Source organism: Paenibacillus albiflavus (assembly GCF_004344915.1).
GTDB classification, from domain to species: domain Bacteria; phylum Bacillota; class Bacilli; order Paenibacillales; family NBRC-103111; genus Paenibacillus_AM; species Paenibacillus_AM albiflavus.
In genome coordinates, this window is record NZ_SKFG01000030.1 from 1 (window position 1) to 25,742 (window position 25,742).

Annotated in this window: 21 protein-coding genes; all 21 read right to left on the reverse strand. The window is 43.7% G+C overall.

Going from position 1 to position 25,742, the window contains the following annotated elements:
* The coding region (locus E0485_RS20580; protein WP_132419960.1) for an IS1595 family transposase at nucleotides 1-573 on the reverse strand (573 nt) is incomplete at its 3' end.
* Nucleotides 574-663: 90 nt separating this feature from the next.
* Entirely contained in the window at nucleotides 664-1,200 is a 537-nt protein-coding gene (locus E0485_RS20585; RefSeq protein ID WP_132419961.1) for a chromate transporter, read from the reverse strand.
* Complete coding sequence (locus E0485_RS20590) at nucleotides 1,197-1,802, reverse strand: chromate transporter (protein ID WP_235857655.1); 606 nt, start codon at nucleotides 1,800-1,802, stop codon at nucleotides 1,197-1,199. Before E0485_RS20590 ends, E0485_RS20585 begins: the two co-directional genes overlap by 4 nt.
* Nucleotides 1,803-1,843: 41 nt before the next feature.
* Entirely contained in the window at nucleotides 1,844-2,716 is an 873-nt protein-coding gene (locus E0485_RS20595) for a 5'-3' exonuclease (RefSeq protein ID WP_132419962.1), read from the reverse strand.
* Between the two features lie 130 nt (nucleotides 2,717-2,846).
* Nucleotides 2,847-4,004: a winged helix DNA-binding domain-containing protein gene (locus E0485_RS20600; protein WP_235857656.1), complete on the reverse strand. Its 1,158-nt coding sequence runs from the start codon at nucleotides 4,002-4,004 to the stop codon at nucleotides 2,847-2,849.
* 37 nt (nucleotides 4,005-4,041) lie between these two features.
* The gene (locus tag E0485_RS20605) at nucleotides 4,042-7,176 is read right to left on the reverse strand and encodes a glycosyltransferase family 39 protein (protein WP_132419963.1); all 3,135 of its coding nucleotides are present in this window, start codon (nucleotides 7,174-7,176) and stop codon (nucleotides 4,042-4,044) included.
* Between the two features lie 269 nt (nucleotides 7,177-7,445).
* Entirely contained in the window at nucleotides 7,446-11,720 is a 4,275-nt protein-coding gene (locus E0485_RS20610; protein ID WP_132419964.1) for a family 10 glycosylhydrolase, read from the reverse strand.
* A gap of 326 nt (nucleotides 11,721-12,046) precedes the next feature.
* On the reverse strand, nucleotides 12,047-13,243 hold the full coding sequence (locus tag E0485_RS20615; protein WP_132419965.1) for a DNA sulfur modification protein DndB: 1,197 nt from the start codon (nucleotides 13,241-13,243) through the stop codon (nucleotides 12,047-12,049).
* Nucleotides 13,243-14,379: a DNA sulfur modification protein DndB gene (locus E0485_RS20620; protein WP_132419966.1), complete on the reverse strand. Its 1,137-nt coding sequence runs from the start codon at nucleotides 14,377-14,379 to the stop codon at nucleotides 13,243-13,245. The genes E0485_RS20615 and E0485_RS20620 overlap by 1 nt, the downstream gene beginning before the upstream one ends.
* A 101-nt stretch (nucleotides 14,380-14,480) precedes the next feature.
* Nucleotides 14,481-15,437 (reverse strand): site-2 protease family protein, encoded by a 957-nt coding sequence (locus E0485_RS20625; protein ID WP_235857657.1) that lies wholly within the window; start codon nucleotides 15,435-15,437, stop codon nucleotides 14,481-14,483.
* A 172-nt stretch (nucleotides 15,438-15,609) separates the two neighbouring features.
* A complete protein-coding gene (locus E0485_RS20630; RefSeq protein ID WP_132419968.1) occupies nucleotides 15,610-15,978 on the reverse strand; it encodes an arsenate reductase family protein in 369 nt (122 codons plus the stop codon).
* Nucleotides 15,979-15,983: 5 nt separating this feature from the next.
* Entirely contained in the window at nucleotides 15,984-16,922 is a 939-nt protein-coding gene (locus tag E0485_RS20635; RefSeq protein WP_132419969.1) for an RluA family pseudouridine synthase, read from the reverse strand.
* Complete coding sequence (locus E0485_RS20640; RefSeq protein ID WP_132419970.1) at nucleotides 16,919-17,491, reverse strand: cob(I)yrinic acid a,c-diamide adenosyltransferase; 573 nt, start codon at nucleotides 17,489-17,491, stop codon at nucleotides 16,919-16,921. The genes E0485_RS20635 and E0485_RS20640 overlap by 4 nt, the downstream gene beginning before the upstream one ends.
* Before the next feature lie 4 nt (nucleotides 17,492-17,495).
* Nucleotides 17,496-19,055 carry a cobyric acid synthase gene (locus tag E0485_RS25585; protein ID WP_235857658.1) on the reverse strand — a complete coding sequence of 520 codons (1,560 nt, stop codon included), beginning with the start codon at nucleotides 19,053-19,055 and terminating at the stop codon, nucleotides 17,496-17,498.
* 15 nt (nucleotides 19,056-19,070) lie between these two features.
* On the reverse strand, nucleotides 19,071-20,171 hold the full coding sequence (cobD, locus tag E0485_RS25590) for a threonine-phosphate decarboxylase CobD (RefSeq protein WP_165921244.1): 1,101 nt from the start codon (nucleotides 20,169-20,171) through the stop codon (nucleotides 19,071-19,073).
* Nucleotides 20,172-20,190: 19 nt separating this feature from the next.
* Complete coding sequence (gene cobS / locus E0485_RS20650; protein WP_235857659.1) at nucleotides 20,191-21,012, reverse strand: adenosylcobinamide-GDP ribazoletransferase; 822 nt, start codon at nucleotides 21,010-21,012, stop codon at nucleotides 20,191-20,193.
* Nucleotides 20,988-21,974, reverse strand: a complete 987-nt coding sequence (gene cbiB, locus E0485_RS20655; protein ID WP_132419971.1) for an adenosylcobinamide-phosphate synthase CbiB — start codon at nucleotides 21,972-21,974, stop codon at nucleotides 20,988-20,990. The genes cobS and cbiB overlap by 25 nt, the downstream gene beginning before the upstream one ends.
* Complete coding sequence (locus tag E0485_RS20660; protein WP_132419972.1) at nucleotides 21,975-22,601, reverse strand: bifunctional adenosylcobinamide kinase/adenosylcobinamide-phosphate guanylyltransferase; 627 nt, start codon at nucleotides 22,599-22,601, stop codon at nucleotides 21,975-21,977.
* A gap of 58 nt (nucleotides 22,602-22,659) precedes the next feature.
* Nucleotides 22,660-23,448 carry an ABC transporter ATP-binding protein gene (locus E0485_RS20665; protein ID WP_132419973.1) on the reverse strand — a complete coding sequence of 263 codons (789 nt, stop codon included), beginning with the start codon at nucleotides 23,446-23,448 and terminating at the stop codon, nucleotides 22,660-22,662.
* Nucleotides 23,449-23,466: 18 nt separating this feature from the next.
* A complete protein-coding gene (locus E0485_RS20670) occupies nucleotides 23,467-24,510 on the reverse strand; it encodes a FecCD family ABC transporter permease (protein ID WP_132419974.1) in 1,044 nt (347 codons plus the stop codon).
* Between the two features lie 3 nt (nucleotides 24,511-24,513).
* Nucleotides 24,514-25,527, reverse strand: a complete 1,014-nt coding sequence (locus tag E0485_RS20675) for an ABC transporter substrate-binding protein (RefSeq protein ID WP_132419975.1) — start codon at nucleotides 25,525-25,527, stop codon at nucleotides 24,514-24,516.
* Nucleotides 25,528-25,742 lie beyond the last annotated feature (215 nt).

Sequence of the window (25,742 nt, forward strand, 5' to 3'; positions counted from 1 at the left end):
GACACAGACTTGTTCATTGGAAATACCTCTTTTGGTAGCAGAGCCGCCCCGTTTTCTTGGTTTGCGATTCGGAATAATTCTTCGTCCTTTATGGCTTTCTAAGAAGTATGTTTCATCTACTTCTACTAGTCCTTCAAATATTCCGACACTTTCTTTTGCGAGAGCAGACAACACTTTATGCCTCCAGTAAAAAGCGGTTACGTGAGTGATACCAATTTTAAAAGCTGTTTCACGAAGCGATAGACCGTTCAACATACACTCAATAAATGGAATCCATTTGTCTGTCTTTTTCGAACGATACATAGGGGAATTGGTCAAATCATTGCTTAATTTATGACAGTCTTTACACTTATAACGTTGGCGACCATCTCGTTTGCCATAACGAACTACTGAGGTACTTCCACAATGACGACAATGAAATCCACGTGAAAATTTTCTCTCTCTCAATTCACCAATTAAAGGTTCTTGTTGGGAAGGCGAAACCGAGAAATGGTGAGTTAGATAATTTAAAATAGATTTTTTATCCTTATCGTTTAAAGAAGAAATATCAGCAAGTATGTTCGTTAAAGTCATTTGAATTGCCCCTTTAGTAAATTATACAGTAAGGATAGCACAAAAGATTATGCTTTATTCAAAATCAACCAATAACTTTAACATAGCCTATTAAAATATGATGACTCCCACCACACCAGAGGCAACAATCACAAGCAGTGGATGCACTTTGGTTCGAACTAGAACGAACAAGCAAATGACAAATAGTGTGAAGAGCAGGAAAGCGTCCATATCAAAATGACTAATCATTCCATTGCTCTGTGCGAATCGAATAGCACCATAGAAGATTAACGCTGTAACGACAGCTCTTAAACCGTAGAGAAAGTCCCGAACCCATCGATTTTCATTCACTTTATAGAAGCATGTCGCAACGAGAATGACCAGCAATAAGGAAGGGACGACCATACCTGCCGCAGATACGATAGCCCCAGCTAATCCAGCCGTATGATAACCTACAAAAATGACACTATTCACTGCCATAGGACCTGGCGACATGCCAGCGATTGCGATCACATCCGTAAACTCGCTGATGCTCATCCAACCGTTTCGTGATGCTTCCTGCTCAATGACTGGAATCATGGCATATCCGCCGCCAAAAGAAACAAAGCCTATCTTCATAAACGTATAGAATAGATGAAGCAGCGTCATGAATGCCCCTCCTCTATATGTTTCTCACGGGATTTAGGCCGAGCTACCCTTTTGACCTGCATGACGATAATGCCAACGAATCCGCCAGCGACAATTAATAGAATGGAATTCACTTGCAAATAAAGCAAAAGCAGCAGCGCGACGATCGCAATAAGCAGTGTACTTATATCGACAATGCTTGTCCTTCCCGTCTTAATCCCTGCATAGACAATAAGTGCGACAACTGCAGCACCCATTCCTTTGAAAGCAGCAACAATATATGGATTATCACGCACATATAGGAATCCGATACATAACCCTAACACAATTAGAAAAGTAGGCAGCAAGACGCCTAGCAAAGCAGCGACCGCCCCTACTGTTCTCTTCATCTTATAGCCTATGAAAGCTGCCACATTTATCGCTATCGCACCAGGAATTGATTGTGCGAGCGCAAATACATCTGCAACATCGGATGACTTTACCCAACCCTGCTTATGAACAATCTCCTTCTCAATTAACGGAATCATGGCGTAACCACCACCGAAGGTTACAGGTCCGATTTTGACAAATGTAACGAATAGTTTCCATAGCTCGTATAAATTTTGTTTGGTATTCATCTTCATTTGCAAAGCCTCATCTGTCTGTATTGTATTCCCATCTGCTATTAGCCAATTAGCTTCATTAGGCTTTGAAATTCAAGTTCTTCGAACTTGGAACGCACTGTTTCTGTATTCACTTCCCATGTACAACTATCCAAATCACATGTAATCGGTACATCACAACGAATGCGAGCCAAATCACGCGATAAATGAAGCATGTCCAATTCCGCTTCAATTTTGGAACGAACACTCTTGGTTAAGGATTCCATATTATCAAGAATCCCTTCCACTGAGCCATATTCCGTAATCAGCTTAATCGCTGTTTTCTCCCCGATCCCTTTGACACCTGGATAATTGTCTGCTGTATCGCCCATCAGACCTTTCAGATCAATGAACTGTTCAGGCGTAAGCCCCTTCTCCTCAAGCAGTACATCTGGTGAATAGAGTGCGTAATTACCGTGGCCTTTTTTCATAATGATTACGTTCACTTGATCGGATACAAGCTGCAGCATATCATGGTCACCTGTTAAAATGTAAACCGACATCGATTCCGAATAAATTCTAGCTAATGTCCCAATGCAATCATCTGCTTCATAGCCTGTCAGCCCGATATTCGGAACACCGAATGCTTCTACTACTTCTTTAATCAGCGAAAATTGTGGAACTAAATCTTCAGGAGCTGAATCACGATTCGCCTTGTATCCATCGAATTTCTCTGTGCGGAACGTGTTACTTCCCATATCCCAGCAGCAGACTACATGGCTTGGCTCAAATTTTTGAATAGCATCCATAAAGTAACGAATAAACCCATAGATCGCATTCGTTGGCGTACCTGTACTCGTCTTGCGTATATAGCCACCATATGCCGTTGCATAGTAGGCTCTGAATAGAAGTGCCATTCCATCAACGAGCAGAATGGATTGTTTCGATTGTGTCACTAGCTTCGTCCTCCCTATTTGCCCTTCTGATAAAGGACTTCATTCCACCATTATACCACAGCTAAGGATACAAATTGACTAGAAGAAATTCCATGTTGGCAGTAAGCATCACAAGGTTTGGAGCTATAGATCACAGAGCTGGTTCAAAGACAATTTCACGAGAAGCTGTGGATGTACTGAACTCAAGCAGTCTCTCTCCCTCTTCACTTAGTGCAATCTGCTCCCTTTGGGTCAAACGTCTAAACGGTTGAATGATCAATGCAGAATTCCCTTTGTCTTGTCGATGCTTCCATTTGCCTGCAACGAAGCCGTCTAGCAGGATCGTCGAGTGTACAATACCATTGCTCGTAATTACCCGCTTACGGGTTACTTCGTCCATTATTCGATTCCGGTTCGCATGTGACAAGAGAATGTTATCGTATTCGCCAAGGAATCGTGCCGGCGGCTCCATATCTGATTCAGGAAGTGGAGTATCTGGCAGATCGAACAGCTCGGCTCCCTGTTCATCCTGATAAGTAACGAGTTGATGCCGCATGTACTCAATCTCCTTACGAATCCGAGTCAGTCCCGACCATGCCTCGATATCCTGTATCGTTGCTGGTCCGAATGCAGCCAAATATCTCTTGATCATTTTTTCGGAGCTATACTGCAAGTTAAGCGGCTGATTCAACCATGCCTCTACCGAGGTATGAGTGGATTGACCGCTATTTCCCCATAGCCCACGCGGCGGAGTTTGGACGAGTGGAACTGCGTTTCGGACAGCTGCAGCAAGAGCTTCCGGGGCATGTTCAGGCCACTCAGCACGCAATCTACTCCCAAGCTCCTTGAATGTCATCGGCTTCTCCTCCACGAGTTTTCGGCCTGCCTCAGCCAACCTTACTAAATCAACGCCAGCAAGCCGCTTGCCGAAAGCAGCTTTCAAGCTGCGGTCAAGAGCTGACTGCAGCCAAGGACGAAGCTCCAGACAATCATTAGATGATACGAGATGAATCGTCGAACGCATCAAGGCGATACGAACAACTTGCCTGTCTTGCAGAAGCTGAGATAACTGTTCCTGCCTAAAGCCTTCAAGCCGAGTCCATAGACCAAAGTACGGGGCGTTAGGTGTTTGAGATTGCATTCCGCATAAACGCTCTATCGCTTCCAGAGCGGATATTGGCGCTCGTTGTAAAAGCATCTGCCTAGCTAACAATGCACGGTTTAAATCACGAATGCCGATCACCCTGCGTCTCTGACCTTCACCTGTCATGCTTACCGTTTGTTTCCCTCTCGGCATGCCTATGCTCATCCTCCTTTATCTCCTTACGTCTTGAACGATAGATGGACTAGAAGAAATTCCATGTTGGCAGCCAGCGCAGCCATGTTGCCGTGTAGCTTGCAGGAACGACCATCCCAGATAAGATCGGATAGAACATCAAGAATAGCAAGAATGCGGCTGCGAGATACCCCCAAACGATCCACTTCATCTCTTTGCTCTTCTTCATCCAATTGCCTAGGTAATACGCAAGCAATAAGCATAAGAACGGAACTAATGCAAAGTAATGATAAATAAATGTTAACCTTGGCACTCCCACCCACGGAAGATATTGAGATGCACAAGCGATCAGCAGCAAGATAATCTGGCGCTGTTTATATTTAATGGCACAATAAATCGCGGCTATAAGAGCAAGGAATCCTCCCCACCATACAAGCGGGTTACCGAACGATACGATCGACGACAGCATGCCCTCCGGCAGGAATTTACCAGCATAGTACCAGATCGGAGTTACCATGAATGGCCATTCATACCAAGGTGAGCCAAATGGGTGCGTTGCAACCAGCTTGCTATGATAATTAAACATATGTTCTTGGTACGTGACCACATCCTTAAGTCCGTGCCCAGCTCCCGGAACCATCATGAACGGGATGTAAGACATGACATAGATAGCAACGGGAATCACGACATAGAACAACAGACACCAAGCTAATGTCGAAATCGTCGGTTTCCAATACGTGCTAGCTACCTTCTCCAAATAGCTGCGCTCTTCTGTGGTAAGCGTGACAGATGGATCAGCATCGTCTTCTGTAGAGATGGACTCATCGTTCTTGAGGTTCTGAAGCATACGTTTGGCTTGACGATGCTCCACATATCGTTCGATTAACACAATGAGCAGAATGACCGCAAGCCCGATCCCACCATAAATCACAATCCATTTGGATGCCGCACCAATTCCAAAGAATAACCCTGCCAAGCCTAATGGAACTAGTGTTTTGCGTAAGCCATCACGATAGAAGTTACTCGTCCAATAGCGATACATGAAATAGAACATCAAAATAATGAAAAATACGCCATATACATCAATCGTTGAAATTCGTGTCTGTGCAAAATGCATAAAATCAAAGGCAAACAAAAACGATGAGATAAAACCATAGCGTGTTTTGCCGAATAACCGTTTACCGAACATATACATAATCGGTACCATCGCAATACCGAAGAGCGTACCCACAATTCGCCAGCCGAACGGATTCATCCCAAAGATGGCGATACCGATCGCTATGAATATTTTGCCTAATGGAGGATGTGTATTCTCGTAAGGCTCAATCTGATGCAAATGCTCATAAGCTGTTCGTGCATGATAGATTTCGTCAAAATAAGTGCCGTTCATGTAAGTCGGTGAATACGGAACGATACTAGCCTCATCGATCAGATTATCCAGCTTCCCTTGATCATTCCCATTAAGATTGATACCTTCCATATGGGCTACAGGCAATGGCTTATCCGATTTCCCATCAAAAAAAGCAATCTCATGCAGCGTGAATCCTTGCTCCTTCACATCCAGCTTGATATACCTTGTCTCAACCTTAGGTGTCAGTACATTCCAAGTAAATACCTTGGTATGGTTAGAATCAACTTCCGTTGGCTCCGACCAATTCTGTCCATCATATAAGTAGGAATAGGTGTATTTCCCATGACCTACACCTGCATAAGTATGTAATCGTTCAACATGAACGTTGGAGCCGAGATCGAATATGACCGCCTCTCCTGCAGTAGCAGGCTTCCAATAGCTTTCAGGCGCTTCATTCGCCCCTAAGTTGATAAAAGCAAATACGCTATAGATGAGAGTTATGGCCATCGATAATAGCCAATCCTTTTTCGTAAACAGCTTGGTCCGATTGGATTCCATATTCATATTAGGTAATGCAAACTTTGACATGTTCTTGTTATCCTTACGATTTGTTTTGGTCTGAAGACGCGCGTTCCCCCCATGCCTTAATGGGTTAAAGAGCTGCCATCCTAGCCAAGCGCCATAGATGAGCAGAATGACCTGTAGTCCAGAAATGATTAACATCAGCACATCCCATTGTGGAACCCATGGTGTTCCTTGCCACAATAGCTTAAGCACATACGCGATATTAACAAAATGCGAGAAAGAAAATACGACGAACAATCCTAGAATACGTCGATCCCGAAGATAGATATAGCTCATAAGCAGCGGCAATAAAGCATAGAACAGATAACGTTCGTGCATTTTGACCGTAAACATGAATGCTGCAGCTAAGAATAAGAACGCGAAGTAGAAAACCGCTCCCTTCTTATCGATGCTTTTGTAATATAAATATAAGCTATAAATCGCAGAGACAAGCATCAGCATAATGCCCCATGCCTGATACGAAATAAAGTTCCCATCTAGCGGGGTAAAATTACCACCAAGCAGTGCGATAAAGTTAAATGCATTCAAAGACCCATATGGGTACGAAGCAAGAGTTGTAAAGTACAGCTTAAACACCCAGCCTACTCCATTACTCAGAATGCCAAATGGCAGCAAGAGTACAAGAACCGTTGCAACTCCGGCAAGTACAGATTGCCACAATACGCGAAAATCTCGCTTCTGCAGCACTGCAATTAATAAGAAGGGGCCGAATAGCAGCCCTTGTGGCTTTAGTAAAATTCCGATTGCTAATATAACAGCTGCAAGAGGCATTTTCCCACGTTGCAAGACAAGCAAATAAATCCCAATCACAACCATGAAGAAAGAGTCCACTTGCCCCCAGATCGTCGAATTGATCAGAATAGCTGGGTTGAGCACATACAACGCCGCCATGCCTACTGCAAACAGAGGCTTAACGTATTTGCCTGCGACTCTGTAGATGAGATAACCTGTTATAACGTCAGCTATCATGGATGGAAGCTTGAGTAAGATCAGCATTCCAGAGCTGTCGAAACCAATATGTAGCAAGTTTCTTATAGCTGCTATTATATAGAGTACGTACATATAACCAGGTGGATAGTCTAAGAACATATCCGATCCATATAAATGGGGCAGCCCTACTGAATAGGCTTGTTCCGACCATGCGATAAAGGTCTGTATATCCGCATCATAGCCTGTCCAGATTGGAGCCATAATGAGTCTAACAGCCAGTCCAATAAATAATAATATCCATAACAGCGGGGTATGGCGAATCTGCTTCAGCTTAACCACTCCTACACTTTTCAAAGTCTAATATATCAGGATCTGTATCAGTACGGATTCCAATACAACCATTTTATGCTACTTGGCTCAGGACTGGCAACTATCCAAGTAGAAACGGTTTCATCGTCCTTAATGGCAGTGCGTTTCTGCGAGAAATATCCATGTATAGTGTAAAACTTATACATTCTAATATTTGAATAAATGTGAAAATACCCCCCTTTAATTGGCTTTAATGTTTACAACAACATAGCCAATTTAAGGAGGATATTAATTTGTAATTATTTTACTGTATTAAGCATTGCAAGAATAAGAATTACAGCCTCCGCACGAGTAGCAGCATCACTCGGAGCGAATAGGTTCTTTTCTTTTCCTTTAATCAGACCCGCTTCAAACGCTGTAGCAATATATGGGCGCGCCCATGCAGGAATCTGATCTGCATCATCAAAGGTTAATTGTGCATTCGGATTAACCTTTAAACCTAATGCTCGAATAATCATAACAACCATTTCTGCCCGATTAATCTCTTGATTTGGTCGGAATGTATTATCTTCATAACCACTTATAATGCCTGCAGCTATTGCTTTCATAATATAAGGTTTAGCCCAGGCATGAATCTGATCAGCATCCGCCATAGAATCTACATTGCCCGCCGCTTCCAGTTTCAAGCTGCGACTTAGCATAACAGCAAATTCCTCTCGGCTTACTTGATTCTCTGGTCGGAAAGTTCCATCCTCATACCCGCTTACAAACCCAAGCTCAACCGCTTTTTGAATCGATGCAGATGCCCAGTGTGTCATGATATCTTTCAGTACAATATTGGATGACTGATTTCCATTTGAATTGCCGCCGGCAGATTGATCTTTGCCAGAGTTGTTGTTATTTTCTGGTTGTTTATTTCCAGAGTTCGAACCATTATTGTTTCCAGATCCATTATTATTTCCTGAATCCACATCCCCTGGATCTTTACCCCCTCCTGTATTTTTGTTTTTGACAGTTAGGGAATATGTAGCAATAAATCCCTGATATTTGGCAGTAATGACGGTAGTACCAGCCATATTAGCCTTAATTAATCCATTACTGTTAACGGAAGCAACCTTCTCATTGCTGCTGATCAATTCAACATCTGGCTGAATAGCTAGAGCTTCTTTATGATTCTCGTATACGACATTCAGTTTGATTTGCGATGTATCTCCAACAAATAAGCTGGACATATTCTCAAATTCAATACCTTTAATGAGATCTACTTGTACATTTTCAACAGTCACTGCGCTTGGGCTGCTTTCATTATGAAGCCTGTCGACTGCCGTAATCGCATAAGTGTACGTCTTGGACAGCTCAACCGCTTTATCCTCGAATTGCTGCAATTCACCAGCCGTTCTATTAACCTTCTTCAGGATATTTGCTGGATTCGTTAAATCTGGCGCTGCGCTGCCTTCACTGCGATAAATCACATAATAATCGGTATCTGATTGTGATTCTGCCCAGCTTAATTTAACTCCTGAACCGCCCACCTTGCTTTGTAAATTCTGTGGTGAATTCAGTGGATTATGGCTCAACCAAGTCATCTCTGGCACTAATGCCGGATATTTATATAACGAATTTTGGAGCTTATCTGTGAACCCTAGCAAGTTCGCGCGAACGCTCTCTGTCGAGAAGAAGACACTACCTTTTACATTACTGAAATTGCGGTTAAAGTTTATCTGATTCGGCATTTGATCAGGATCTAGCCAGTTTGGATCATCAGAGCCGATTCGATAAGCACCATGCCCTACATAGAGATGCACGTTCTTCCCTTCTACCTGCTTCGACCACCATTCAACCAGATTCTCATATGCAGCAGGACCATAGTTGAAGTACCAATAGATTTGTGGGGTTACATAGTCGATCCATTCATTTTGAATCCATTTACGTGTATCATTATAAATCGCGCTATAGCTTTCTGTTCCATTCGTATCTGAACCGTTAGGATCAGAGGATTTGTTTCTCCAAATACCAAATGGGCTAATGCCGAACTTCACATATGGCTTCGCATCTTTAATTTTGATGGATAAATCGTGTATAAGCGTATCTACGTTATTTCTGCGCCAATCGTCTAACGATAGCCCCTTCCCATACTTTGCATAAGTATCACTATCCGGGAATGCAACACCAGCGACAGGATATGGATAGAAATAATCGTCAAAATGAACAGCATCGATATCGTATCTATTCACAACTTCCATAATGCTATTGATAATGTATTTTTGTGTATCTGGAATGCCTGGATCCATAATTAATCTACCGCCATACTCATGCAACCAATCTTTATGCTGCTGCAGCGGATGTTCAGGAATCAAGCTATTCACATCAGGCTCCATACTAGCCCGATACGGATTGAACCAAGCGTGGAATTCGATATTTCTTTTGTGTGATTCTTCAATCATGAAAGCAAGTGGATCATACCCAGGGTCTTGACCTTGCTTGCCAGTCAACCATTTGGACCAAGGCGCATATTCAGAAGGATAGAAGGCGTCCGCAGCAGGCTTAACCTGCATAAAAATCGCGTTCATTCCCGCAGCTTGCAGTTCATCGAGCATTTGAATATATTCAGCTTTTTGCTTTTCTTTATCAAAAGGACCTTTGGACGGCCAGTCAATATTCTCGACTGTCGCAATCCAAGCGGCACGCAGCTCGCGCTTAGGAGCGTCAATGGATTCTTTGTTAACGACTAACACATAACTGTGTGACTTTCCTTGGAAACTAGCTGTTATCATAGTGGCACCTACGCTTAATGCTTTAATATGTCCACTCGAATCGACTTCGGCTACTGCTTTCTTACTGCTCGTAAAAGTAGCATTCATTGTAACGTCAGTCGTGTGAGATGGCTGATCAAGTACATTATAATAAGCTGTCACAATCGCTTGCTGATCACCGCCGATTGCCATCGCTTTTAAGCCTGATAGTTCGATTTTGTCTAGCACTGGAACCGGTTCTGTCACATTGAGAGTATACGTATACTGTTGCCCCTTATAATTCGCAGTAATCGTCGCAACACCTACTTCTAATCCCTTTACGATCCCATTAGCATCTACAAGTACATTTGGAGTAGATGTTATGACAGCTTCACTAGTCACGTTAATTTTATTCGGATAATTAGCATATGTAGCAAATACTTTGACTTCACCTGATCTGCCTTTTTCGATTGCTGATGGACCGATCAATTCGATGGATGTAAGAGGTGCTTCATCAGCCGTAACTGTAAGCTCGAACTGGGCAGGCTGGGCATCCTGATAGAAAGCAATAATCGTCGTTTGACCCGCTTGATGTGCTACAACATTCCCTGAGGCATCAATTGTAGCAATTTCAGGATGACTGCTTAAATAAGTTACTCCGCTATTGACTAGCTCAGGAGCTGTGCTGCCATTCTTCGTAATGTAAATTTGAGCCTGCTTGCTATCCCCAACTTGAAGAGGAGTTAAGCCTTCAATATCAACGCCGTAAATTTGTGTATTATTGTAAAAAGCACTAAATCGATCAAAATATAAAGCCCCTGCATTTTTATTATCATTCTTCGTCTCTACTAGATATAAATCCATGATTTTAAAAGGACCTTGCTGGTCGCTAGGTAAGGTTGCCGTTACATATTTCCAACCAGCCCATGTAAAATTCGTGCTGCCCGTAAAATCGATAGTAAAGGCGCCACCGGAATTATTACGCATTCTCGCTCTAAACCAGTGAGCATTCTGATCTCCATATACCCATACGCCAATCTTGGTCGGATTCCCTTCTAGCGTGCGATCAAGATTTCCCGTAGTCAAATCGCGAAAACTGACGTAAACCGCTGAAGTTCCTGTAGTTCCTGACATGTCATAGATCATTTTCCCTGCATGATCACCATATACAACAGGATCGGGTCTTGAGGATAATTCCACGCTAGCAGATTTGCTATTAATAATGCCGCTGGTAAGAATCGTTTTACCACCAGAAGTCAGCGATTCAAACTCTTCCAAAACTACGCTTACTCTACCTACCAATATAAGACTGCGAGTTTCAAGCTCACCATACCTAGCTGTAACATAGCCATATTGCACTCTGCCTGCGATTTCGCTTGCTGTCAGTTGGCCTGATGAATCAATCGAACCGATTTGAGAATCAACCGACCAGTTGACATCTTCCGTTAAATCAATCGCAATATTCGCTTCATCATACCCTTTCAATTGAAAGGCTAGAACCTCACCTGATTTAAGATTTAGCTTATGATCCGTGATTTCAATCCGCTTCACATCAACAAGAGCTGCTGGTGCGACTAGCACACTTGGCTGCGTATTTTCCTCGACCACAGCTTCTTCAGGTGCCTCAGGTGTCTCAGGTGTCTCAGGTGTCTCAGGTGTCTCTACCCCCAGGTCAGTGTTATCGTTATTATCTTCGTTTACAACCTCATCGTTCATGACCCCTTCATGCGAAGCGTCCTCTTCCTCACTAGATGAAGCGCTTACAATCGTCTGATCATTCATAACTGAAGCGCTTACAATTGTGCTAAACCAAGTGCTGAATAACATGATAATAACTAACATAATCGCGGTACTCCTGTATAAATTCCGCCAATTACCTCTCAACTTAACCCCTCCCTCATCATAAATTATTTGATATTCAACACCAGTATATAAAATAAAATTTCGTTATTCAATATTTTTTTGAAAAAATATTTAGAAAATTTAATTTAAAACTAAACTACTACTACCTTATACCTATCTCTAACCCCATAGTGCTAGAAAAGTCATGATACAAAAATAAAACGGTTAATACAAACAAAAAAAATCATTCTTCATCAGTTCATCGACCAATAACTGTCTCATAAAGACGTTCGATGTAACTTAATGAAGAATGATTCTATGTTTAATTATGCTAAGGAGGTTAAGTCCGTTAAGTCCTCACCTGGCTCCTCTAAACCTTCCATGAAGAACTTCAGCAGCTTCGTGTGCTTGCGCAATGACTTTTCGTGAATGAGATTCAACTTGCCGTTATCTTGCATCCCGAAAATATAAAACAGCTCTTCATTTCGATGCGTCCAATCAAAGCCATCCAAAATACGTAGACATTCCGTCCAATCCTCGTTATATTCGCCATCCTGGAACAAAAAGTGATTTGCGTAAAGTGCGATACTTTCCTGCATCACTCGATTCGCTGACGTATATTGTGACAGTCCTGGCTGCTCAGGCATGAGCGGAATCAGTCTACTGTAGAACTGATGCAGAACTTCAACATAGAATGGCAGATCCTTGCGAATGTTTCGCATTAGCTCATAGGATGGCTGCATTCTGCCTGAGAAAAGCATCGTCGCAACTGAATATAGCCAAGAATAACAAGTGAAGTTTTTGTTAAAAGAGGTCAAAGAGTTGCGCTTTTCAATGCCCGCTTCCTTCAGCAACGAATGATGATCAGCTACCTGCTGGATCACCAGATTAATCGGATCAACCGAATCAAAGGAATGTCCAAGCTCCTTAGATACAAGCTGTACCTTGGAGTTAATATCACCGAACAGCTGCTTCTCCTCTTCTTCATTTAACCCGATGTAGATTTGAACGGCCAGCTCCGTTTCCATTAGGGCCAATCTTCTCTGCTCCAAACTCTCGACTAGTGCTTGCAAATCATCAAGCTCAGACTGAATGGAAGCTTCTAACGGTTCTTTTCTTTGCTTCAGTCTTAATACGGTTAATTTGCGGGTGTATCTACGAACTTCGCGCAGCATTTGCTCACCCACATAACCGAGGGCCAGAATGCGATGTTGTCCATCCAGGATACTAAGCTTGGAACCTTGCTTCAGCACATAACTCTGCTGCTCGGCACCATCTACATCCCACGCTAGTGAGTCAACATCTCTCATCGAAAGGGTAACAGGGCCGAAGAACACTTGATCTAATTCTCTTTCCTGCAAATAGTTTGCGATTTTCCGTCTTTGCATTAAGCTAAGCTTGCGCTGCACCATCGGGTCAATCGTTGTGTAATCAAGTAAATCGCGAACCTTAAGAGCAACAGTCGTCAGTCCGAATTTATCACATAAAGGGTAAATGGACATTTTTAAGTGTAAACCTTCCATTAACCAGCATCCTCCTCATCCGTAATCAGCATGACATGATGCTCCTTGTAGAAATTTGCAATATGCTGATAGGCTTTCATAATCCGCGTTCTGCGTGGCAAGCGATCCTTCTCTTCGCCAGAAAAGATAGATTCCCACTGAATATGCGGCAATATGCGTATCGCATAATTCATGGCATACCGATTAAATTTACCACTCTTCGTTGCTTCGTCATGGATAAATAGCGCTGTCGCTAGCTGCATATTCTCCGTCCAAGGGGATGAGCCCTTAACTGGGGCAGGCAACGCTTTGAGCAGGTTTCCAAAATAGGTGGCGGCTAAATCCACATGCTCACTTAACATTTTGTCATCATAACGATATCCGTTCTGACGCGCACCAGACTTCATCCTACCTTCAAATAAAGCAACGAGCACTTCAGTCAACAAGTGATAGGTGAACAAAAATTCAGGTCCTTTACCTCTCTCAGAGAAAGTATCAACTGCAATATTGTTCATCACAGGGCAGTTCTGAAGCAGTTCTGTACCCATGACATGATAATATCTTCTCTGATCACGCAAGACAGCTAGATTGCCGCCAATCTTCCTCGGCAGCTTGTTAATATCAGAGAATAGCTGACGCTCCTGACGTGCATTAATGTCCAGATAAATCATAATGGAAGCTGGAAAAGCATATAATCGGCGCAATTTCTCCGTTATTTCTTCCATTTTCTCATATTCTCTGCGATCCTTAGCTCTTGCCATCTGGCTTTGCAAGCTTTCCATCACTCTCCGGAATGCTGCCAGACGATGCTGACCATCCACGACAAATAGCTTCTCGATCGGTTCAAGCCTAAATACGCTTTCTCCCTCATCATATTGTCCCGCTCCCCTTGCAGAGAAAATAATTCCCGGGAAATAAATGGGCTGATTATCTTGTAAATACAGCTCGATATAATCAATTAGCTTCGTTAAATTGCGGGGATTGATTGACCGTTGTACTTCTAAATCCACCTCATAGATTGAGAAAAGTTTACTCATTGGCATCGTTGCAGATAATGTAACCTGCCCAAAAGTCCGTCCTAACATGCCAGGAATATCAACAGAGGCGGAATTTTTGCCTTTGGACAGTAAGTCAGATAATGAAGTTACGGAATTCATTGTTAATCTCCTTTCAATTCCAATATCCTATCATTATCAGTTTGAACAAAAAGAGCACCGTTAAAACATCGGTGCTCTCTAAATCTAGAAATTATTCATTTTCACATCAATAAATTAATCTGCTCGTGAACAAGGTACATCATGATGGCTAAATAAATGATAAGACCCGAATAGGCTAAACCGAATTTCCAGCGCGTTGCAGATGGGACTTCATAATATTTTACATTTTCAAATTCTTGGTACTCAATGTACACGGTTATACACACAGAAGTATCTCCTGTTTCTGACCCCATATGACTAACTTTAGCATAGACACGATTGATGACAGCCTGCGACATAATGACCATTTCTTCTTCAAAATCGATTACATCCCATCTCGCTCTAACGACCGTTTTGCCTTCATGCTTGCCTGTTAGCTCAGTGAATGCCGTATAAATTAAATCACGTTGATGATTCTCCCCGGGAATATAGGTTAGGTTCTGTAAGAAAGTATCTGGTGATACATAATATTGTGTAGATACGACAAGTCGCTCTTCAGATAAGCTTTTCTTCTTTTGAACAAATTTCTTATACAGATCATAGGCAAACATCACCCAGAAAATCCCCAATATAATGCTTCGCAAATAAATGACTAAGCCTAGACCAACAACAAGACCAATGACCCATAGCCAACGAGTAATTGCGACACTGATCCTTCCGCCGTCTAACGGATGAATCGGCACCAGGTTAAATAAATTGATGAAAAATCCAATATACGCCACGGAATATAGGACAGGATAATCAAGCCCATACCCAAGTCCAAAAGCGAGCGTCGCTCCAATCGTACCGATTAACGGTCCTCCATAAGCAATATATGCTTCGGTAACTGCATCACGTGGGTTGCGTTTCATATTAATAAAAGCACCTAAGAATGGGATAAACACAGGTGCGGATACAGGCAAGCCTTTGCGCTTGGCTGCAAACACATGTCCCATCTCATGAATAAATATCATGACAGCAAGTCCAATGGCAAATGAAATCGGAAACATAAGGGCATAGGTTCCTGTAAAAATAACCATACTCGTAATGGCCCCACCGAATTTGCCAAACTTAAGCAATGATAATACAAATTTACCTTTAGCTAGGATAAATACAGCAACTGGAGCAAGAAACCAAAATGGATTCTTCTTCTCAGACTCCGTTTTTTTATTATCCGAATTATTAGGCGTTGGTGTAGGTGATTGTTCGATCTTAAGCCCCTCCCCATACTTGCTCGAACGTTTCTTCCTTAAAGCCTACCGTTACTTGATGACCATCCGTTACGATTGGTCGCTTGATCAACTTGCCATTTGACGCCAAAAGGTCAAACATTTCATCCTCCGTCATCGAGGGCAAACGATCCTTAAGTCCCATCGCTTTATAAACTTCACCAGCTGTATTAAAGAACTTGCGAATATCCAATCCGCTAAGCTTAACTAATTGACGAAGCTCATCAGCGCTTGGCGGAGAATCAATAATTGGAACTGTAATAATCTCAGCATCTGGCTTATGATTCTTTAGCCATTTGATGGTATTGCGACACGTACTACATTTGGAATATTCATAAACTGTGATAACCAAGATCGTTACTCCATTTCTATACGTAATTGATTAATAACAAGATTCATATCAGCAGGCAGCTCCGCTGCAAATTCAATCCACTGTCTGGTGCTAGGATGGGTAAAACCAAGTTTATACGCATGAAGGGCTTGTCTACTTATTGTTTGCTCAATCTGCTCGGCAAGCTCCTGATACTGACTTAATTGATACATCTTGTCTCCCACTAGTGGATGTCCGATATGCTTCATATGCACACGAATTTGATGCGTTCTGCCTGTTTCCAACTGAATCCTGACAAGCGTAACTTGTCCAAATCGCGCTTCCACCTCATAGTGCGTGACGGCATGATAGCCAGTAGGTGTTACAATTCGCATATGCGGCGTTTCAGGATCACGGTCAATTGGACCCTCGATCGTCCCTTTATCGGCTTCAACATTACCGTAAACGAGCGCCAGATACTCTTTATGAATCGTATGCGCGATCATCTGCTCCGAAATTTGCTGATGCACATAGGCGTTTTTGGCAATGGCAAGCACGCCTGATGTTTCCTGATCCAGACGGTGAATCGGGCGAAAGCGGAATCTCTCACCCTTACTTTGCCAATAGTGGACGACGCCATTTGCAATTGTATTAATATAATGACCATGCGTAGGATGAACGATCATCCCTGCTTGTTTGTTCACGATTAATAAATCCTGATCTTCATACAGGAACTCAAGCGGTAATTCTTGCGGCATGATATCGTCCGATTCCTCACGTTCCATGCGAACCTCGACGAGATCGCCCGCTTGCACATGCACAGAGATATACTTGCGCTCCCCATTTACCATAATCCCTTGCTCCGTCAGCTTCACACGGGATAGCAGCTTGCGTGATACACCTAATCTTTTTTGCAGAATGGTTTTGAGTATAAAGCCATCCTCTTCAGGAGGCACTACGTATTGTAGCGGTTCATAGTAGCTCATGATTTGGACCTAAACACCTCAGCAGAACGAATATATTCCACATCTGTCTGACCTTCTCTTAAGTTTGCCGTACGAGCGATAGTAAAGAACAGATCGGATAATCGATTTAAGTAGCGCAGCACCTCAGGATTAATTTCCTGCTCACGAGCAAGCGTCACCACTCTGCGTTCTGCACGTCTACATACAGTTCGACAAATATGCAAAGCAGAAGATGCACTGCTTCCCCCCGGCAGAATAAATCTAGTAAGATCTGGCGTTTCAGCATCGTACTTATCAATCCACGGTTCAAGCGCCTCTACCATTGCTGCCGTAACTTTAAAGGGATGCTTTTCCGTTTCTTTCAACTTCGCTAAATCCGATCCACAATCAAATAGTTCATGCTGTATCTGCAGCAAATCTTCAAGCAGATCACCGAATTTCTCGGGATTCATCAGGCTCATCGCTTGCCCTACAAAACAATTCAGCTCATCCACCGTTCCATAAGCCTCAACTCGAATATCATCTTTATTCACACGACCGCCAATGACACTTGTCTGGCCTTTATCCCCTGTGCGTGTATATATTTTCATCCGATTAATCCCCCGTTCCCTTTGCAGGATCTGATAATCCTATCATAGTATAAATATGCGCCAAGTCCAAATGCTGTCTCATATGCGAGGCTAATCTGTCAAAAGCTTGCTCTCGTTTCTCTTTGAATCTTAAATTCGCTTCAAGCGGGCTTAATCCCTTATGCTTCCTCAGCTTATTCAGCCACTGTCGGCGTAGATCATCATTATGGAGAATACCATGGATGTACGTTCCCCATATGCGTCCATCATCGACTGAAGCACCTTCAGAAGCCTGATCAATGATAAAAGGATGTAGTGTCTCTTCTTCGAACTCTGTCTGTCCCATGTGAATCTCATATCCGTCGATCGCAACAGGCTCTGACGTAAATAGTGTTGAAGTACCTCTTACTCGTACGGTTCGTTTGGTTTCGGCAAAAGTGGTGATTGCAGGAAATACACCTAGTCCGAAATACTCCGTTTCATTCGACTCCACTTGATTTGGATCAAGCAGCTTGCGACCTAGCATCTGGTACCCACCGCAAATCCCAATCACATGCCCACCTTGCTCAAACATATATTCGAGCAGCAGCTTCTGCATGCCTGAACTGCGTAAATATCGTAAATCCTCTGTCGTATTCTTGCTTCCCGGTATAATAATCGCATCCGGATTGCCCCATTCGCCGGGATGTGAAATATAACGAACTTGGACATCTTCTTCTTCATAGAGGGGGTCAATATCGGTAAAATTGGATATGCGAGGGAAGCGAATGACGGCTATATCCAAAGGCTTATCGGAGGAAGGATCTGATGGCGACTGGCGGTTAATCTGCCTTTTGGAATCGAGAGAGGCTGAATCTTCATCTTCAATGCCCAACATCGGCAAGTATGGAATCACCCCTAGAACGGGTTTACCCGTACGTGCTTCGAGCCAATCAAGACCAGGTTGCAGCAAAGTAACGTCCCCACGGAATTTATTAATAATAAATCCCTGCACTCGTGCTCGCTCTTCCTCTGTCAGAATTTCGAGTGTACCGACAATCGAAGCAAACACGCCTCCACGATCAATATCCGCAACAAGTACTGCTGGCGCTTCTCCCCATGCCGCTGCCCGCATGTTCACGATGTCATTGTCCTTTAGATTTACTTCCGCAGGACTGCCTGCACCTTCCATCACCACAATTTCTACCTGTTCTCTTAAACGATGGATCGCCTCTTTAACAATGCCCTCAGCCTTGGGCAAATAATCCTCCCGATACGTTCTAGCGTTAAAATCAGCAACTGGAACCCCGTGGACAATCGTTTGTGAGGTCATATCCCCCTTCGGCTTTAAGAGAATCGGATTCATATCCGTCGTCGCTTGAATCTGACAGGCGTCTGCCTGAACGCCTTGAGCTCGTCCAATCTCCTTGCCATCTATCGTTACATATGAATTGTTCGACATATTCTGCGACTTAAAAGGAGCTACCTTCCAACCATCCTCATGAAAAATGCGACATAGCCCTGTCGTCACGATGCTTTTGCCTACATCAGAGCTTGTCCCTAAAATCATGATCGTTCGAGCCTTGTTAGGTGTTGCCATATTCATCCTTCAAACAGCTCCTTATTTCCGATTATCGTGTAGTATTTCTCTTAACGCCTGTACTAATCTTTCATTATCGGATCTTAAACGAATAGCAACTCTGCCATAGAGATTATTAAGCCCGTTAAATAATGAGGCATCTCGTACCAAAACACCCTTATGACCTAACTGCTGCTGCAATTGCTGAATCGTTAATCCCATTTGTTCATCTATTTTGAAGAGTAGAAAATTAACTTCACTTGCCGTAACCCGCAATCTGAGCGCTTCCAGCTGCTCGGTTAACCATAGGCGTTCTACCGATAACCATGCTTGTGTTCGGTTCGCATACTCGATATTCCGTCCATCTTGTGGATCGAGCACAGCTTCACCAATGGCTTGCGCCAGAAAATTCACACTCCACGCCACTTTACGCTCTCTTAATCTACCGATTAAATCCGGGTGAGCGACCATGAAGCCAAGCCTAATCCCGGGGATCGTATAAAATTTCGTCATCGAACGAATCACAAATAAATTCGGCTCAGCTGCAGCTCGGCGAATCTGGCTAACATTCCATTCGTCAGGCAAAAAATCGATAAAAGCCTCATCTAATATCAAAGGGTGATGATTTTCCATGATCTGATCAATAATTGGCCTTGGTACTAGCTTGCCAGTTGGATTATTCGGATGACCCAAGAAGATCAGATCGGTTCTGCTGATCGCTTGCTCAATCTCTGTCGATTGCAGAGTAAAATCATGTTCTTCAGAGAGTGGAATCGAATAAATTTTGCCCTCCGCATGTCGCACCGCATCTTCATATTCCGTGAAACTAGGACGAGCAAGTCCCGTCACCTTGGGACTAATCTCACGCACGAGCAAATCAATCAACTCAGCGGCCCCATTGCCGATGAGTATGCTTGCTTCGGGAATATCATAATAGCTGGCTATCGCATGTACCAGATCGCGTGAAGCAGGATCCGGATAACGGATAACATCCGCCCACTTCGTCTTGATAATCTCTTCAATCACCTCTGGCGGTCCAAGAGGATTCATATTCGCAGAGAAGTCTACAAACTGCTCTTTCGCTAGCCCGAACGCTTCCTCAGCCGTCCGAATATCGCCACCATGCCCATATCGTTCAAGCATATGTAAGCCTCCTAACCAATTACATCATGAAATGGTAATAAGATACAACGATCATAAGTCCTGCTAACTCAACTAATTCATTAAGTGTCCCATAAGTATCGCCAGTTTGACCGCCTAGCTTGCGAGCGATATAAACCCCAGCAGCTAAACCAATCAACAGCATGCCGCCAACAACTAATAGCATTAGTCGCCATTGATCAGAGAATCCATTCATTAGCAACACATCGTATATAATTAAACTTAGCAAAGTACTCACTACTGCCCCGTAAATCACATAACGAATAGGCGTTCCTTTAAACATGCTGCCCATACCAGCATTTATGCGAGCATAAGGCCAGATTGTAATGGCAGCCGTGATAAACCACCGACTCCAAATCGGAATGATCAGTAGACTGACCAGCAGACCCATTCGATTCTCTGTAACAACCATATAGATCAACGAAAATTTCATTAACAGATATAATACGCAGACGATAACGCCCATCGCGCCCACTCGACTGTCTTTCATAATTTCAAGCATTCGCTCTCGACTTCGATGACTAAGAATGCCATCAGCCGTATCCATTAAGCCATCCAGATGCAGTCCGCCTGTTAACGCAATCCAACCAATAAGGATAAGTATAGAGGCAGGAAGCGCAGGCAATATAGCTTCGCTAACATAAGAAATGGCATATAACAATAATCCAATCACACCGCCAACAAGCGGATAGAAAGGTACACTTCGTTTAAAAACCTGTTCATCATAATGAATCTCGATGGGGACAGGGATTCGCGATAGAAACTGAAAAGCCGATATAAGACCATGCAGCCATTTGGTCATCGGATGATGAGCATTGCCCATATCAATAATCCTCCCATCACAACATAAACAGTACCGTATAGCATTCGAACAGTTAGGACAATATCATCTGCATTCCGTTCTCTAAGCGGCCAACCTAATCTAGCACGCTCACTAACAACGCCGCCATAAATATTGCACCCGCCTAGCTCAATGCCAATCGCTCCAGCAACTGCCGATTCGGGTATTCCGCTATTCGGACTCGGATGCTTGCGAGCGAAAGTAATAATGGAACGAAAACCACGAACAGCTGATAGCTTTCTATCAATCAAAGCTACAATTAATAGCAGAACCCCTGTAAGTCGCGCTGGAATCCAGTTCATGACATCATCCCATCTGGCAGATGCTCGTCCAAAATAGAGGTAGCGCTCGTTCCGATAGCCGACCATCGAATCAAGCGTATTACTTGCTCTGTATAGCATAGCAAAAGGCGCTCCGCCTAGCAAAGCAAAGAACAATGGAGAAATAACGGCATCGACAATATTTTCTGCCACGGTTTCCACGACTGCTCTCGTAAGCTCTCCTTCTGGCAAATCCTTCGTATCCCTACCTACAATATAGCCCGTATATTTACGCGCATCCTCCATATGACCAGATCGAATTGGCTTTAACACCTGATAAGCTGCCTGCTTAAGACCTTTAACGGCAATCGTCGAAGCAATGAACCACACACTGATCGCATAACCGAGCCAAGGGTGAATCCATGCTGCCATAGCGACAATCCCCCATAATGCAAGTCCGCTAAAAATCGTAATTGTTACAGTTAGCATGACACCTCTCCACAATTTTGCCCGAGAGGAAAGTACAGTCTCTTTAGACGTCAAAAGCCGCTTCTCCAGCAAGCTAATGCAGCGACCGATCAGAATAACGGGGTGAGTAGGCCAACTCGGATCGCCAATGATTAGATCTAGGAGTATTGCGGCTATAACAATCCATATGATTTCGATAAAAGAATAAAAAAGCAATTACAACAGCTCGCTTTCTTCCAGCCTATACGCCAAGCTTCGCAGCTCAATCGGAATACCTGCGGTGACGAGGAACACCTGCGAGCAGATAGAGGCGAGCTGTTGGTTTAGTCTGCCGGCAAGATCTCGGAATTGCCGGCCTAGCTTGGTGACGGGCACGATGCCGTCACCGACCTCGTTCGTGACGAGGATGAGCGGATAAGGGTAGGATGCCACAGCATCCACCAAATCCGCGATCATCGCCGTCACGGCGGCTTCTGCCTCCGGCTGATCTTCGTGCCGGAGCAATTGATTGGACAGCCACAGCGTGAGGCAGTCCACAAGCACCACCGTTCGCTCCGCGCCAGCGGCTTCCTTACCTGCTTCGCTCCGCTCACGGTTCCCCTGTTCACCGCCGCTTCCCAGCTCACGTAGCAGCCCCGCTAGCGCATACGGCTCCTCCCGTGTTGTCCACGGGAAGGTACCGCTGCTTCGCTGCTGCTGATGCAAAGAGATGCGTTCGCGCATCTCTTCATCATAGATCTGGGCTGTAGCAATGTACAGCCCTACGGTTCCCCGCTTCGCTGCGAGCCGCTCAGCGAATGAACTTTTGCCGCTGCGTGCGCCACCTGTTACCAGTATCGCCATGCTTCAAAGCACTCCTTTGTACCAAATCATATTTTTACATTTTTAGGTATTTTTATCCTTACATTCCATTCAAGCCCGTCGGCTGCAGCAGGATTTGCGGAACACCGCTAGTTGGATGCTTCAGTACGATTGGCTCTGTCCCATACACCTGTTTAATCAATTCAGGCGAAATAATCTCTTCTGGTTTTCCATCTGCTACAATTTGACCCTTGCTGACCATCATCAGACGCGTACAATATTGAGCTGCCAAATTCAAATCATGTAGTACAGCAACAACCGTCAGACCACATTCGACCTGCCACTGGTGGATGTAATCCATCATTTGAATTTGATAGGCAATGTCCAAATAGGTAGTAGGTTCATCGAGCAGAAGTAATAGAGGCTCCTGCGCCATTACTCTCCCAAGCGCAACTCGCTGCCTTTGGCCTCCACTTAGCGTATCAATTTTGCGATCCTCAATATCCTGCAATTGCAGATGCTCCATAATGCGATCTACAAGCTGATGTCCATTATTTGAATCATCTCCAAGCCAGTTCTGAAACGGATACCGTCCCATTTCGACGATCTCTCGTGTTGTAAAGCCTAATGACGGGAGCGCTTCTTGCTCCAGAACAGCAAGCCATCGCGCAATTTCCTTACGTGGATATTCGTGTACACGCTTCCCTCTGAGCTCGACGACACCTTGATCTACTCGTTCCACACCTGAGAGCATGCGCAGTAAAGTCGATTTGCCGCTGCCATTTGGACCGATTAAGCCTATGAACTCCCCTTGCTGTATGTTAAAGCTGATATCATTCAAAACAACATGCGAATCATATGCCTTCGTGATATGGCTTAGCTTAATCAATGTCCTTCCTCCTGTCTGTTATCCTTTTTTGCGTTTGCCCTGTTTCTGTTGATGCAGTAAATAAGCGAAGAATGGTGCACCAATAAACGCTGTAACAACCCCTAGCGGAATTTCGGTTGGTGCCAGCACTGTTCGTGCTAACGTATCTGCCAAGAGAACATAAATACCTCCGCCGATCGCAGAAAGCGGAATGAGCAGCCTATAATCTGGCCCGACAATCATTCGGATGAGATGTGGAACAATTAAGCCTACGAACCCAATTACACCTGATACCGAAACAGCTGCTGCTGTTAATAGTGTTGCAACGCATAAGACAATCAGCTTAGTCCTTTCTACATGCACACCCAAATGTGCTGCTTGACGCTCCCCTAATGAGAATAAGTTAAGCGATCTCGCATTACCAACTAGAATGATAAGACCAATTGCAAGATAGGGTCCAATGACCAAGGAGTATTCCCAACCCCGCATCGTTAAAGAGCCCATTAACCAAAACATAATTTCATTAATCGTCTGTTTGGACATCGCTACAAGGAATGAAACGATAGCGCCTAAGAAGGCCTGTGTTACCACACCTGATAGAATCAATGTCTCCTTTTTCATCTGACCATTCTCTTGTGCCAGCTTCAATACGATCCAGAGCGTCATAATCCCAGTTATAAAAGCGACAATTGGTATTGTCCATTGACCGAATAAGGCATATTGAAGTCCAAAATAAATAAGAATGGCAGCACCAACTGATGAACCCGACGCAACGCCTAATGTATATGGATCAGCTAGCGGGTTGCGCAATACGCCTTGAAATGCAGCACCTGCCACTGCCAAAGAAGCACCGACCAGAATACCGAGCACGACGCGTGGAAATCGAACATTCATTATAATCTGTTCTGCAGAGCTATCCCAATCAGGTGTAATCCAATCTCCGACCATTGGAAGACGACTGATCATGATTCTCACAATTTGAGAAGGTGACACATAGCTAGCACCTACGAAAATCGCTATAAAAATAGCAAGGAGCAGGAGCAGAACTCCTGCTCCTCCCCAAATTAATAGCTTTTTTTTCATCGATTATTTAACCAGGTCTGGATATAAAGCTTTCGCAACCTGTAACAAGCCTTCTGTTACACGTGGTCCAGGACGGCTCAAGCTATTCACATCAAGACCGAACAGTTGATTTTTTACAATAGCGTCAACCTTGCTCCAGCTCGCACGTTCACGGATCAACGTTTCTAATGTTTTCTTGCTCTTATCATCTACAAGCTTATCTGCGTATAAGATAACTTGAGGATTTTGCTGAATAATTAGCTCTTCGTTCATTTCTGCCCAACCTGTAATTCCTAACTCAGCTGCAACGTTAACACCACCAGCAATCGTAATCAGCTCGCTCATGAATTCTCCCTTACCCACTGTCCAGCCTGGTGAGAACTCAAGAAGCACTTTCTTACGATCTTCTGGCTTCACATCTTTCACTGCTGATTGAACAAGCTCGATTTCCTGTTTCATCTTCGTAACAATCTTTTGCGCAGCTTCATTTGCATCGGTAATTTGACCATATAGCACAATATTGTTCATGACATCATCAAGCGTCTTAGGCTCAACTTTAAAAATTTGAATGCCAACCTTACGAAGTTCTTCAACCGTAGCCTCTTTCATCGAAACGCCTGTGAATACGATGTCAGGTTTAGCTCCGATCAAGGCTTCTACAGTTGGTTTTGTAATACTACCCATCTTCGGCTTAGACTTTGCTTCTTCCGGGTAATCATCGTAATCGGATACACCAACGATTTTATCTCCTAGTCCTAATGCAAAAAGCGATTCCGTTTCCGCAGGCGATACTGATACAATGCGCTCTGGTGCTTTATCGAACTTGAACTCTTGTCCAGTTGCATCCTTAACGGTCAGCGGATATTGCGTATGAGCATCTGCCTTCGCTTCTGGTGCTGGAGTTGTTGCTGCAGCTGGTGTTGGTGTAGCAGTGGCTGCCGGATCAGCTGTCTTAGCTCCACATGCCGTCATTACGACTAGAAGTGATGCTGTTAGTAATGACATGAATAATTTGTTTTTGCGTAAATCTGTCTTCATAATTACTCTCCCCCTAAAATGAATGGAGCAAGAAGGCTTGATTGTGATGTGCCAAGTAGCAGATAGTTATACTTGTTCCTTACAAAGATAGAATTCAATTCTTAAGGTGATACAGCATCACCAAATGAAATCCCCTCTATTCATTAAGAACAGAGGGGACGATAAATACGGAGTTCATTAGCCTAGATTTAGTCCAATATCCGTGTTTAGCGATA